We start from the raw sequence: 13,256 nt of genomic DNA on the forward strand, positions 1-13,256 counted from the left end.
TTTCATGGCCAAAATTAGCAGGTTGTAAAATTAGTTTATTTCTGCTAGATTCGCCCTTCCAAAAGTAAAATGTTAACTTCACAATCCAAGGTTTAATGGCAAAAATGCACTATCGATTCAATCCGGAGACGCTCTCGTTCGATATCGTTGCCATTCCTTTAAAGACTAGATTCACCCGTGGCCTTGCCACCTTTCTTATTGGCTTTGCCATTGCCTCTGTTTTTATGATTATTTACGGGCTATTTTTCGATACGCCCAAGTCGCACAACCTTCGTCGTCAGAATGCGGAGCTTAGGGTTAAGTACGAGCTGCTTAACAAGCGCTTTGACGAAACCGATCGGCTGCTTACCGACATACAGGAGCGCGACAATACCGTTTACCGATCAATTTTTGAGCTAGATATTATTCCATCCGAGGTTCGCGAAGCAGGAATCGGATCGGCTGACAGGTATGCCAAGCTGGATGGCTTCGAAAATTCGGACATCCTCATCTCCATGACCGAAAAGCTGGATATGATCACCAAAAAGGTTTACCTGCAGTCTAAGTCGTTCGATCAGGTTTCTGTTTTGGCCAAGAATAAGGAAAAGATGATGCTTTGCGTACCAGCCATCAACCCGGTTGCTCTACGTGGACCGCTGCGTGTTATGGAGAACTTTGGAGGACGTATGGATCCGGTTTACCACCGTTGGGCATACCACGAGGGAATCGATATTTCTGGTCCGAAGGGAACACCCATTTACGCTACAGGCGATGGCTATGTTGAGCTAACCGAATACTCTTTCCGTGGATATGGAAATCAGATTTTGATTAACCACGGCTTTGGATACCACACCCGTTACGCGCACCTTACTCGGGTATTGGTGCAGCAGGGGCAGCGCGTTAAGCGCGGCGAAAAGATTGGCTTGATGGGAAGCACCGGAAAGTCTACCGGGTCGCATTTGCACTACGAAGTGCTGGTGCGTAACAAGCCCGTTAATCCGGTAAACTACCTCAGCCGCGATATGGAGCTATCCGACTACGAGGATATCATCGGCAGTGCGCCTAAGGCTAAGCACGATGTTAAGGAGCCCAAATCGAAAAAAAGAAGAAGGCGATGAGCAAGCATAGATACCATTTCAACCCCGAGTCGCTCAGCTACCACAAGGTGGTACCTACGCTCAAAAAGCGTATTGTCCGAATTTTATACATCGTCATTACGGCTGCTGTAATTTCGGCCATCTACTACACGGTGTACTCCTTTTTCTTCGACACGCCCATAGAAAAGAAGCTGAAGCACGAAAATAAGCTGCTCTCGAAGCAGTATCGCGAGCTAAACAAGCGCTACGAGGAGGTGCAGGAGGTGGTAGGCGATATTCAAACGCGCGATGAGAATATTTACCGGGTAATTTTTGAGGCCGAGCCCTACAAGGATAGCGTCTTTTTAGCAGGGGGAACCTATGCTCTTAAAATTGAGGAGATCGAAGGAAAAGATAATACCGAGCTTATCAAGCAAAGCCAATCTACGCTAGAGCGGGTAAACCAAAAGGGAGTGCCTGCAACCTACTCGTTGCTGCGTAGGGTAGAGCAGCTCTCGGCCCGATTAAAAGATTCAGTAGACTTTATACCCTCTATTATACCGTTAGAAAGTAAGGATATTCGCCAGCTGGCAGCCCCGCAGGGGATTCGTATCCACCCTTTCTATAAAACGTTAAAGATGCACAACGGGGTCGACTTTACGGCGCCAGCAGGCTCGGCTGTGCTGGCCGCAGCGGAGGGTACGGTTGTAAAGATTGACAGCCGCCGATCGAGCGGAAACTCGGTGCTCATTAACCACGGAAATGGGTACATGACTTTTTACGCCCACCTCGAAAGGGTTACGGCTCGTAGAGGTGCACGCGTGAAAAAGGGAGCCCAAATAGGCACCGTTGGAAGCTCCGGAATGAGCGTTGCGCCTCATCTTCACTACGAAGTAGTAAAAAATAATCGCCCAGTTAATCCTGCGCATTTCTTTTTTGCCGATATTAGTCCGGCAGATTACCATAGGCTAATCCAAAAGGTTAGCCGTAGCGGTCAAAGCTTAGACTAAAAATTACGCTATGCCTTACAAGGAAACAAAAGTAGAAAAGCTGTTTTACACCATCGGCGAGGTGTCCGAAATGCTGGCTGTAAACGCTTCGCTCATTCGTTTTTGGGAGAAGCATTTTCCCATCATCAACCCGAAAAAAAACAAGAAGGGGAACCGTCTATTTACCGTTAAGGACATTGACAACCTTAAGCTCATCTACCATCTGGTAAAGGAGCAGGGCATGACGCTCGAAGGGGCTCAAAAGCGCCTGAAGGAGAACAAGGAGGGGGCCGAACACAACTTCGAAATTATCGACCGTCTAACCAAAATCAGGGAAATGCTGGTAGAGGTTAGCGCAAAGCTACCATAAAAGGTGCCTCAAGCGCTCCTTGCTGGGCGCTTACGGCAGGTCGGTACGTTGCCATTAATTAAGAAGGATGGCTAACCATCAGCCTGTAAGTACAGCAGCCCTTTACGGTAGGCGAGCAGCTTGTTCGAGGAGCCCAATTCTCAGCAGGTCTATGGCTCTTTTCTTTCGGTAGGGATGAATTTTCCGGAGGTAGTTGCCCATTTTCCGAAGGTAGTTGGTAATTTTCCGAAGGTAGATGATGATTTTCCGAAGGTAGATGGTCATTTTCCGAAGGTAGATGGCGTTTTCCAAAGGTAGATGGTCATTTTCCGCAGTCCGTTTATCGTTTTCCGATGTTCAAAAGCTATCTTCCGCCGGTAGTGGCGCTTTTCCAAAGGTATTTATTGTTTTTCGTGTGATTTTATAGCCATTTATAGGATGAAAGTAAAAGATATAGCAGCGCTGATAGAGGGAGTTGCCCCCCGCGAGTTCCAGGAGAGCTACGATAATGCGGGGTTGGCTGTAGGCTCGCCTACCATGGAGGTAACCGGTGTGGTTGTCTGCTTGGATGTGTCGGAGCAGGTGGTCGAGGAGGCCATTTCGCTTGGTGCTAACATGGTGGTTTCGCACCATCCCGTAATTTTTTCGGGATTAAAAACAATTACCGGAAAGAATGCTGTAGAGCGTATTGTGCTCAAGGCTATTCAAAACAACATAGCGCTATATGCCGCGCATACCAATCTCGATAGCGTTTGGGGCGGGGTAAACGATAAGCTGAGCCGGGTGCTGGGGCTTACCAACAGAAAAATTCTGAGTCCGCTTAAGGGGCAGCTGGTAAAGGTGGCAACCTTTATCCCTATTAGCCATGCCAACGCGGTTCGTTCGGCCATGTTTGCGGCTGGCGCTGGCGCTATTGGCAACTACGATTGCTGCAGCTTCAACTTTAGCGGCGAGGGGTCGTTTCGTCCGCAGGAGGGAGCCAAGCCGTTTGTTGGCGAGCTAGGAAAGGTGCATTTTGAGTCAGAGGTGCAAGTAGAGGTTATCTGCACGCGCTTGGTGCTATCTGGTGTTATAAAAGCGCTAGTAAAAGCGCATCCCTACGAGGAGCCGGCCTACGACATTATTCCTCTCGAAAACGAGTATGCCCAGGTAGGGCTTGGTATGATTGGCGATTTGGATTTTCCGATGGACGAAGCCGATTTTCTGGCCTACGTAAAGCGAAAGCTTGGAGCCAAGCTGCTTCGCTACTCCAACCCAACCGGAAAACAGGTGAGGAGGGTGGCTGTTTGTGGCGGTAGCGGAGCCTCGTTTACCCGCCTTGCAGCCGCTCAGCAGGCCGATGCGTACGTTACCGGCGACGTAAAATACCACGACTTTATTGATGCCCAAGATAAGCTGCTGCTGGTTGATGCAGGTCACTTTGAAACAGAGCGATTTACTATTGATATTTTTTATGATTTAATTATGGAAAAAATAGTTAATTTCGCACTTTACAAGACGAAGTACATTGATAACCCAGTAAATTACTTATTTCACTGAATATGGCAACAGAAAAAAACAAAGCCGTAGAGGCCAACGAGCTTTCGGTAGAGGAAAGACTCAGAACGCTTTATGAGCTTCAGGTTGTAGATTCTGAAATCGATAAGATTAAAACGCTAAGAGGGGAACTTCCGCTCGAAGTTCAAGACCTTGAAGACGAAATAGAAGGGTTGGACACCCGCGTAAGGAACCTCGAGAACGAAATTCTTAATCTAAATAGCCAGATTGCCAAGAAAAAATCGGATATCGAAAACTCGAAGGGGTTAATCAAAAAATACGAAGAGCAGCAAAACAACGTTCGCAACAACCGCGAATTTGAGTCGCTAGCAAAGGAAATCGAATTCCAAACGTTAGAAATAGAGCTTTCAGAAAAGCGTATTCGTGAGTTTACCGTTCAGGTTAAGGACAAGAATCGCCTAATCGAGGATGCAAAGCTTCACATCCAGGAGCGTGCTATCGACCTAGAAAACAAGCGTCGTGAGCTAAACGAAATCACCTCTGAAACTCAGAAAGAGGAGGACGAGTTGACAGAGCGTTCTCAAAAGCTGGAGCAGCTTATCGAGCCTCGTCTTATTTACGCCTACAAGCGTATTCGTAGCAACGCTCGCAACGGGTTGGCCGTAGCTACCGTTAAGCGTGATGCTTGCGGAGGTTGCTTTAACCGAATCCCACCACAACGTCAGCTTGATATTAAGCTAAGCAAGAAGGTTATCGTTTGCGAGTACTGCGGACGTATCCTTGTAGATGCTTCGTTTGCTGGCGAAAGCGAAGAATAGCATTCCACCAATTATAAAGTAAAGGCTGCCCGTAGTAGGCAGCCTTTATTGTTCTCCTAAATTTAAATTGTATCCAGCGCATGGAACATAACTCCGCAAAGCTATTTACGTCTAGCTTTATTTTTGCCTTTCTAGCCAACTCGTTGATGATGCTGGCTTTTTATATGCTAATGCCGACGCTGCCAATATACCTTATAAATGTATTGGGCTTCGAACCTTCCGATGTGGGGATTATTGTCTCGTCCTACATTATTTCGGCGGTAGTAATTCGTCCGCTATCTGGCTTTTTGATAGATTCTCTTAGGCGTAAGCCATTTTATGTGATAGTTTTTTCTCTGTTTACCGTCATCTTTGGAGGCTATACGCTTTTTGCATCATTTGCAATGCTGCTGGTGGTTCGCATTCTACAGGGATTTGTGTGGGGGATAATTATCCCGTTGGGAAATACGCTGGCTATCGATATAATGCCATCAGACCGAAGAGGTACGGGCATTGGAATTTATGGAATGTCATCTAACCTAGCAATGGCGTTGGGGCCTGTTGTCGGGCTAACGTTGCTCGATTCTTTGGGCTTTCCTTCTATTGCAATGGTTTCAATGGCAGCCTCTGCTCTTGGAGTTCTTTTTGCTTTGCTGATAAAGGCGCCTCGCAAGCAGATTGAGAAAAGGAACGAGCCCATATCGTTGGATCGGTTTATTTTGGTAAAAGCAATCCCAGTAGGGATTAACGTTTTGCTGGTTTGCTTTTCATATGGTTTCTTGGTGGCCTATGCGGCATTGTATGGGCGCGAAATGGGGATACAGAATGTTGGACTATTCTTTATTCTCATGGCAATTGGTGTAATCGCATCGCGATTATTCACAGGGCGGTTTATTGATAAGGGCTTTTTTAACCAAATAGCGCTTATCTCTATGGCTCTCCTTACGATTGGCGTAGGAATGCTGGGGGTGTTTCAGGTGTCGTTTATTTATTTTGCAATGGCGCTGGTGTTGGGTGGCGGTTATGGAATGCTTTTCCCTGCCATACAAACCATGATTGTGAATTTTGGTGCACATAACCAGCGCGGAACGGCTAACTCAACCTACTTTACTGGGTTTGATATTGGAGTTGGCCTAGGTATGCTGCTTGGCGGTATCATTGCCGATAAAACAAGCTTATCAACATCTCTGATTGTTTCCTCCGTACTCAATTTACTGGCTATAATCTACTACGTTAAGATATCGGCACCGAGCTACAAGGCTCATACTTGTAAATAGAAAAAGGTCTCTTCCGAGACCTTTTTTATATTTAGCTAGATCGTTTTTACCAGCTTCCGCCAGCACCTCCGCCGCCGAAGTCTCCACCGCCAAAGCCTCCGAAACCGCCGCCGCCACCGCCAGAGAAATCGCTCCAGCCGCTACCGCTATTTCGGTGTCTATCTCCTAAGTTGCTTCCCATACCCATAAGCAAGAGCCAGAAAGGTAGGTTGCTTGCTGCAGAGCTATGTCTTTGAAATCCACCCGAGGAGTAAACTGACCCAGAGGTGTATTTTTTGGAGCGGGCTATTGCCGCAATAATTCCAAAGACGGCTACCAGCACAATAAATATTAGGATAGAGGCAAATGGGGATACTGTTTTAGCCCCTTTTTTATCTGCCTTAAATTCACCTCTGGCAAATTGTATGAGCTGCGTTGTTGCTTGGTCCAGCCCTTCGTAATACTTGTTTTGCCGAAATGCAGGTATTATAGTCTGGTCGATAATACGATTTGCGCGGGCGTCAGTTATGGAGCCTTCCATGCCATAGCCCGTAGCAATAAATACCTGACCACGTTCATTTCCAACTTTTGGTTTGATAAGAACGAGGATGCCGTTATTTTTCCCTTTTTGGCCGATACCCCATTTTTTTCCGAGAGCGAAGGCGTATTCACTTGGATCGTAACCGTCTAGTGAAGGTACAACGACAATCGCAATTTGGGTAGATGTGGTATCGTTGTATGCCCGAAGCTTAGATTCGAGCTGCTGCACCTCTTGGGGCGAAAGTAGGTTGGCAAAATCGTTGACTATTCGTGGTGGATTAGGTTGCTCTGGCAACTTCTGTCCAAAAACGGATAGGGCCGAGATTACAACGAATAGTATGCTGTAAAGTAATTTCATTGGCTTTAGTTTTTGCTACTCCGTTGTATTTCCAAAAGAAATATCGTCGGATAGCTCGTTCTTGTCATCGGAGGCTCTTGGAAAATGCTTTTTAAGCTGTAAACCAGCCTCTATAATTCCCTCAGAAAGCCCTTCGGTGAAAAGGCCTTTTCGGAATTTATCCGCCATTCTTTCCTTGATACATTCCCAGAAGTTGGTAGGAACCTTTTGGTTGATTCCGGCATCACCAAGTATGGCAAACTTTCGATCGTGGGTGGCAAGGTAGAATAGGACCCCATTGCGGAGGTCTGTTTTGTGCATGCTTAGCTCTGCAAATACTTTAGAAGCTCGATCAAGCACATTTGCCTCTTTGCAGTAAGCTTCGATGTGTACGCGCACCTCACCAGAGGTGTTCATCTCTGCTTCCTTTATTGAGTTTACAATCTTTTTTTTGTCTGCTTCGCTGAACAGCGGTTGGCTTTTCATGGTAAAAATGTTGAGGAGCAACGTTGCGTTGCTCCATTTGTATGCTAGAATTTTACCTCAGGAGCCTTTTCTGCGCCCTTGTCAGCCTCGAAGTAGGCTGCCTTTTCAAAACCAAACATCGATGCGAAAATCATTTGAGGGAATTTTCTGATGGTTTGGTTGTAGGTTTTTACATCTGCATTGAAATCATTTCGGGCAACCGTTATCCTATTCTCAGTTCCTTCTAGCTGCGATTGTAGGTCTAGAAAGTTTTGGTTTGCTTTTAGATTAGGATAGTTTTCGGCAACAGCCATCAATCTACCCAATGCAGACGAAACTTGGTTTTGCGCATTTTGGAACTTTTGGATGCTATTCTCATCTAACTTTTCTGGGCTAATGGTGATTTTTGTCGCATTTGCACGGGCTTCCATTACCTGTGTTAACGTAGATTTTTCGAAGTCGGCATATCCTTTTACGGTATTTACAAGGTTAGGGATAAGGTCTGCCCTGCGTTGGTATTGCGACTCAACGTTAGCCCATTTTCCCTTAACATTTTCGTCAAGGACAACAAGTCCGTTGTACGAATTCTTGAACCATAAAAATATAATCAGAATAACTGCGGCAATTACAGCCAAGACAATCCAAGTCTTTTTCATAGTGGAACAATTAATTTGTGATACTAATCGTAGCAGTATGCATCAAAATGTATGCAAACTTTTTCAAAATAGATGCACTGACATTTTAGGGCTACATGTCTGCAATTTACGGTATAAAAGTGTAATACTGCCATGCTTTTGTCATTTTTACGATCTTGATGTCGCGACATTTTGGCAGAGGTGTTTGATGCAGCCGCTCAGCAGCATGAAAAAGGCTCGAATTTATCGAGCCTTTTTGTTTATCTAAATCGTCTTCTGGATGACGATCGTCGTCCGTATTTATCTTTGCCAAGTTCTGTGCCAATCGTGATTCGGAAGGTGTTGGCCAGAGGGTTGTTTGCTCCATTGGCTGTTGGTACTAAGTAGGCAAAGTCGAGTATAAATGCGCTATACTTAATTCCGCCGCCAAATGTGAAAAATTTTCTATTCCCCTTGTTTTTGGACTCATTAAAGAGTCCTGCTCTAAGGCTAACTGCACTATTATAGGTGTATTCTGCCCCTGCTGAAAGCATTGTTTCTTGCAGCTCCTCCTTAAATCCGTTCGGCGCATCTCCGAATGATGAAAATAGCCCTTCTATTACAGATTTATTGGCGTTTAGGTTTTGGTTGTTCTCGTCGTATTTTGGGGTTGGAACTAGCAGTTTCGAAATTTCAAGCATGATAGAAAAAAGATGCTTTCTGTCAGCTTCAGCGGTGTATCGTCCGCCTATCCTAAGCGTAGTGGGAATGAATGCCTTGTTGTTGGCATCGTTGCTGTAGGCTATTTTCGATCCTATGTTAGTTATGCTTGCTCCCAATGCTATTTCGTTTTTGTTGTAACCTCTACGTAGCTCTTTTTGGTAGTAAAGGGCAATGTCTGCCGCAAAAGAGCTGGCTGTTTTAGTTTCTAACGAGTTTCCTGTTATATCAGAGCGTAGGTATCTAAAAGCAATTGCAGATGAAATTTCGTTGCTAAACATGCGGGAGTAGGCGGCATCAAAAGCGAGCTCGTTTGGGCTAAACTGCTTTTGGAGCATGTTAGATTCATCTTTGAATTCAATTTTCCCAAGAGCAAAATAGCGAAGCGAGGCGCTCACCGCTTGAACTTGATCTATCTTGTAAAATCCAGCAAGGTAATTTAAGCTTATTCCACTAATCAAATTTTTTAGCCAAGGGGTATAGGTAAAAGATGCGCCGCCTTTGGCTTCATGAAATGGATATTTAGCGGGATTCCAAAATTGAGCGTTGTTGTCGGCTATGGATGCGACTCCTTGGTCGCCGTAACCAGCCGCACGCGAATCGGGCGTTATTGACAAAAAAGCAGCGCCGACTTTTATCGGATTATATTCCCTTCCAATTATATCTGTTTGTGAATAGCCAAGCGTTGAACACAAACATCCCCCCACAACACACAATCCAACAGCTAGCTCCTTAAACATTTCCGAATACTTATTTTATTTCCTAAATATAGTATTTTTTTGTTAAACCAACTTTTAAAAGAAGCTTGTCGATACTGTTTAACACACATAATAAAAAAGGGCGATCTTTAAGACCGCCCTTTTTTACTGATAATATTTTATTTATCAAGCTTAAAGCCAACTGAAAATCTCAGGGTATTTGCAAGCGGGCTGTTGTTTCCGCTGCTAGTAGGAACAAGATAAGCTACATCAAAGATGAATGATTTGTAGTTTGCTCCTAAACCAAAAGTAAAATACTTTCTGTTACCCTTGGTTTCTGCCTCATGAAAGTATCCAGTTCTTAGCGATACTGTCTTGGCATAGGTGTATTCTGCTCCAAGCGAGTATACAAATTCTTTCATTTCTTCGCTAAATCCGCTGGGTGCATCACCAAACGAGGAAAATATTCCCTCCAGTACTGTTTTGTCGGCATTTTTATCGATTCCATTTTTTATATTAGGCGTAGGAACAAGCAACTTGGAGGTTTCTGCAAGTAACGAAAGCTTGTTTTGCTCATTTAAATTAAAGGTATAGCGGGCTCCTAAACGCAGGTTGGCAGGGATAAATGATTTTTCACCGTCGGTGCTGTACGAAATCTTAGGACCGAGGTTTGATACGTTTACACCAAATGCGATCTCATTAATTTCTAACTTTTTTTGATAGTAAAGCGCAACATCTGCAGCAAAAACGGACCCAGCTTTATACTGCTCATTAGAACTGCCTGTTAAGTCAGATCTAATGTACCTAAAAGCCACAGATGAAGATAGGTTTTCTGAAAATTTCCTAGAGTAGGCAACATCAATTGCAAACTCATTTGCTTTTACATCTTGCATGAGATTCCCCGAAATATCGGTAAATGGAATACTGCCAAGAGAAAAATATCGTAACGAAGCGCTCACAGCCTGTCTATCGTCAATTTTATAAAAGCCTGATAGGAAATGAAGGTTCATGTCGTCAGCACTGTTTCTGAGCCAAGGTGTAAATGTATAGGAGACACCTGTTTTGTAATCAGAGAAGATGTATTTTGCCGGATTCCAAAATTGAGAGTTATTATCGGGTGCTGTTGCGGCACCTTGATCGCCATAGCCTGCAGAACGTGCATCAGGGGCAATTTTTAGAAAAGGAGCACCAACTTTAGGGGCTTCTTGTGCAAAGGCGGAGTAGATAGGAACAAGAAAAGTACAAATTAAAAAGGTTCGAATTTGTTTTTGCATTTTTCAGGATTTAATGTTGTGTGGGTAAAAGTAGGTTAAATTTTACAAGAATTAAATTTCTGCTTAAGAAAACAACGGGAGCCAATCTCCTTTTATACTTGATTAAAGCGTATTATATATTCTGTTAGTGCTGTCTTCTAATTCTTTAATACTTATAATCCGGCTTCTTCTTAAAATTTCGCGGCCATCAAGAAAAAGAAGAATTGAAGGAACTGTGAATATGGTATATTGCCCGTAAATTTCAGGAGCAAGTGAAGTATCGATATCTAAAAGTACAATTTCAGGAAATTTAGATGTAACCAGCTCCTTCACTTTGGGTTTTAGAACTACGCAGGTTTGGCATTCTTCTCGTCCAAAGTAGGCGAGAACGATCCTGTTTCTTGAAATTTCTTGGGAAAATTCGCTCAGAGAGGTTATATCCTTTCTCATAGAGTTACTCTTTTTTGAATAAAAGGGCAACGGCATGAGCTTCGATGCCTTCTTCCCTTCCTACAAAACCCAACTTTTCGGTAGTTGTTGCTTTTATGTTTACCTGATTTCGGTCGATTTCCATCACATTTGCCAACGTTGCAATCATTAAAGGGATCATATCTTTAATTTTGGGCTGTTGTAAGCAGATGATGCAATCCACATTGCCAATGGCAAACCCGTGTTGAAGTATGGCATAGACGGTGCGTTTAAGTAGTATTTTACTGTCGATACCTTTAAATTCAACGGAGGTATCGGGGAAATGAAATCCGATGTCTCTCAAACCAGCTGCTCCAAGTAACGCATCACATAAAGCGTGGATTAGCACGTCACCATCCGAGTGGGCTACGCATCCTTTGGAATGCTCAATCTGAATGCCTCCTAGCCATAAATCGAGTCCTTCTGCAAGTTGATGTACATCATATCCATTGCCAATTCTAATATTCATGTTTCTTCGTTTCAATTTTTGGTGGTAAATGCTGCTTTCTAACTTGTAAAGTTAAAACTTTTTCCCGCTGTTAGATTTTTTCTATTTCTAAATATTTTATTCTATAGTAGTTGCCTTTTTTGTAAGTTGTACTAAGAAATCTACAGTTAAAATTCTTCTTCGAATATTAATTATTTATATTTGGGGTGGAAAAAGAAGGGATAAAGAAGACCAAAGGATTTTACTATGAAAATTAGAAGCAAGGTATTCCCGCTGTTGGCTATTACCGCATTAGCATTAGTTGGTTGTGGTGGGAATAGCAATACGGCAAGAAAAGGTTCATCCCCAACAACAGGATGGGCCTACAACGATCCATCGATGGGCGGGTATGAGGTACGTGAGGCACAGGAGCAGGATTTAGGCCCAAATTTGGTGTTCATTGAAGGAGGTACCTTCCAGATGGGACAAACAAATGATGACATTTACTACGATTGGAATAACGTTACTCGAAGAGTTACCATCGACAATTTTTACATGGATGAAAACGAGGTAACTAATGTCGACTATCGAGAGTTCCTTTTCTGGTTGAGAAAGGCATATCCTAACTACCCTCAGGTTTATAGAAATGCGCTTCCTGACACCAATGTCTGGAGACGCGAATTGGCATTTAACGATCCATTGATGAAGAACTATCTTCGTTTGCCTCAGTTCAACGATTACCCTGTTGTTGGTGTTTCGTGGAGACAGGCTAACGACTATTGTATTTGGAGAACGGATCGAGTTAATGAGCTGCGTTTGATTGAGGCTGGCGTTCTAAAGTACGATCCAAACTCTCAGTTTAATACGGATGCTTACTTGGCTGGCCAGTATGAAGGGTTGGTGAATAAGAACTTGCCAAGTCTTTCTTCTAAAGATGGCAAGGGAACACGTCGTGTTACTTTAGAAGATGGTATTTTGTTGCCACAGTACCGCCTTCCTACCGAGGCTGAGTGGGAGTATGCAGCCATTGCGCTTATCGGGAACACGTTTGACGAGCGCGTTGTTGAACGTAAAACCTATCCTTGGAATGGTCACTCGTTGCGTAACCCTGATCCAAAGAACAGAGGTGATCTAACCGCCAACTTCCGACGCGGGCGAGGTGACTATAAAGGTACTGCAGGTAGCGCGAATGATGGCTATTCAAAGCCAGCTCCAGTTCGATCATTCTGGCCTAACGACTTCAACTTGTACGATATGGCCGGGAATGTTAACGAGTGGGTTTTGGATGTATATCGTCCTCAATCGTCTGAAGATGTTGAAGATTTCCGTCCTTTCCGTGGTAACGTATTTACCGAGTACTTGAAGAAGGAAGATGGAACACCAATGGTCGATTCTTTGAAAAGGCTAAGAATGGATACTGTTAAATCTGTTAATCGTTACAACTATCGTAAGGGTGATAACAGAAATATCAAGGATGGTGATTTAGGTACTTTATTGGGCTATGAAAATGAGAATGGTTCTGATAGCGTTAGTACCACCAACAAGATGTATTACCCTGGAAATAACAAGGCAAAGAAGCGTCCAAATGAAGGTATGACATCTTTAATTAGCGATAAATCTCGTGTTTACAAAGGAGGTTCTTGGAGAGATAGAGCATACTGGTTGATTCCTGGAACACGACGTTACTTGGATGAAAATGAATCTAGAGACGATATAGGATTTAGATGCGCAATGGAAAGCCTAGGTGATAGGATTCCGAAGCAAACAAGAAAGAAATAATTGTGTTTATTA

General features: G+C 43.8%; 15 protein-coding genes. 7 read left to right on the top strand and 8 right to left on the bottom strand.

Features of this window, described 5'->3' with window-relative positions; all coding sequences use genetic code 11:
• Positions 1-95: 95 nt before the first annotated feature.
• The 3 genes from L990_RS10755 to L990_RS10765 are packed head-to-tail and all read left to right on the top strand — an operon-like array spanning position 96 to position 2,414.
• Positions 96-1,097, top strand: coding sequence for a M23 family metallopeptidase (locus L990_RS10755; RefSeq protein WP_052180918.1), 1,002 nt, complete (start codon positions 96-98; stop codon positions 1,095-1,097).
• Complete coding sequence (locus L990_RS10760; protein WP_047448749.1) at positions 1,094-2,065, top strand: M23 family metallopeptidase; 972 nt, start codon at positions 1,094-1,096, stop codon at positions 2,063-2,065. The genes L990_RS10755 and L990_RS10760 overlap by 4 nt, the downstream gene beginning before the upstream one ends.
• A gap of 10 nt (positions 2,066-2,075) precedes the next feature.
• Positions 2,076-2,414, top strand: coding sequence for a MerR family transcriptional regulator (locus tag L990_RS10765; RefSeq protein ID WP_047448752.1), 339 nt, complete (start codon positions 2,076-2,078; stop codon positions 2,412-2,414).
• A gap of 102 nt (positions 2,415-2,516) precedes the next feature.
• On the opposite strand, the gene L990_RS20005 is transcribed toward L990_RS10765, so the two are convergent.
• Positions 2,517-2,705: a hypothetical protein gene (locus L990_RS20005; RefSeq protein ID WP_156121504.1), complete on the bottom strand. Its 189-nt coding sequence runs from the start codon at positions 2,703-2,705 to the stop codon at positions 2,517-2,519.
• A 126-nt stretch (positions 2,706-2,831) separates the two neighbouring features.
• Between L990_RS20005 and L990_RS10770 the strand changes: the two genes are divergently transcribed.
• The 3 genes from L990_RS10770 (at position 2,832) to L990_RS10780 (ending at position 5,964) form a co-directional block, all read left to right on the top strand.
• Complete coding sequence (locus tag L990_RS10770; RefSeq protein ID WP_047448755.1) at positions 2,832-3,932, top strand: Nif3-like dinuclear metal center hexameric protein; 1,101 nt, start codon at positions 2,832-2,834, stop codon at positions 3,930-3,932.
• A 2-nt stretch (positions 3,933-3,934) separates the two neighbouring features.
• Positions 3,935-4,708 (top strand): zinc ribbon domain-containing protein, encoded by a 774-nt coding sequence (locus L990_RS10775; RefSeq protein WP_047448756.1) that lies wholly within the window; start codon positions 3,935-3,937, stop codon positions 4,706-4,708.
• Positions 4,709-4,788: 80 nt separating this feature from the next.
• The gene (locus tag L990_RS10780) at positions 4,789-5,964 is read left to right on the top strand and encodes an MFS transporter (protein ID WP_047448757.1); all 1,176 of its coding nucleotides are present in this window, start codon (positions 4,789-4,791) and stop codon (positions 5,962-5,964) included.
• Between the two features lie 46 nt (positions 5,965-6,010).
• Here the strand turns inward: L990_RS10780 and L990_RS10785 are convergent, their stop codons facing one another.
• The 7 genes from L990_RS10785 to ispF all read right to left on the bottom strand — a co-directional run bounded on the left by L990_RS10785 (position 6,011) and on the right by ispF (position 11,507).
• Positions 6,011-6,841, bottom strand: coding sequence for a TPM domain-containing protein (locus tag L990_RS10785; RefSeq protein ID WP_047448759.1), 831 nt, complete (start codon positions 6,839-6,841; stop codon positions 6,011-6,013).
• 15 nt (positions 6,842-6,856) lie between these two features.
• A complete protein-coding gene (locus tag L990_RS10790; protein WP_047448762.1) occupies positions 6,857-7,306 on the bottom strand; it encodes a TPM domain-containing protein in 450 nt (149 codons plus the stop codon).
• A gap of 44 nt (positions 7,307-7,350) precedes the next feature.
• Positions 7,351-7,941 carry a LemA family protein gene (locus L990_RS10795; RefSeq protein ID WP_047448765.1) on the bottom strand — a complete coding sequence of 197 codons (591 nt, stop codon included), beginning with the start codon at positions 7,939-7,941 and terminating at the stop codon, positions 7,351-7,353.
• 239 nt (positions 7,942-8,180) lie between these two features.
• Positions 8,181-9,359 (bottom strand): type IX secretion system outer membrane channel protein PorV, encoded by a 1,179-nt coding sequence (gene porV / locus L990_RS10800; RefSeq protein WP_052180919.1) that lies wholly within the window; start codon positions 9,357-9,359, stop codon positions 8,181-8,183.
• Between the two features lie 137 nt (positions 9,360-9,496).
• The gene (gene porV / locus L990_RS10805; protein WP_047448768.1) at positions 9,497-10,591 is read right to left on the bottom strand and encodes a type IX secretion system outer membrane channel protein PorV; all 1,095 of its coding nucleotides are present in this window, start codon (positions 10,589-10,591) and stop codon (positions 9,497-9,499) included.
• 102 nt (positions 10,592-10,693) lie between these two features.
• The gene (locus L990_RS10810; RefSeq protein ID WP_047448771.1) at positions 10,694-11,020 is read right to left on the bottom strand and encodes a thioredoxin family protein; all 327 of its coding nucleotides are present in this window, start codon (positions 11,018-11,020) and stop codon (positions 10,694-10,696) included.
• 4 nt (positions 11,021-11,024) lie between these two features.
• A complete protein-coding gene (gene ispF, locus L990_RS10815) occupies positions 11,025-11,507 on the bottom strand; it encodes a 2-C-methyl-D-erythritol 2,4-cyclodiphosphate synthase (RefSeq protein ID WP_047448774.1) in 483 nt (160 codons plus the stop codon).
• Between the two features lie 225 nt (positions 11,508-11,732).
• Here ispF and L990_RS10820 point away from each other — a divergent pair, with 225 nt between their 5' ends.
• The gene (locus L990_RS10820; RefSeq protein WP_047448777.1) at positions 11,733-13,244 is read left to right on the top strand and encodes an SUMF1/EgtB/PvdO family nonheme iron enzyme; all 1,512 of its coding nucleotides are present in this window, start codon (positions 11,733-11,735) and stop codon (positions 13,242-13,244) included.
• The last annotated feature ends 12 nt before the right edge of the window (positions 13,245-13,256 follow it).

This window comes from Alistipes sp. ZOR0009 (assembly GCF_000798815.1).
In the GTDB taxonomy this organism is placed as follows: Bacteria; Bacteroidota; Bacteroidia; order Bacteroidales; family ZOR0009; genus Acetobacteroides.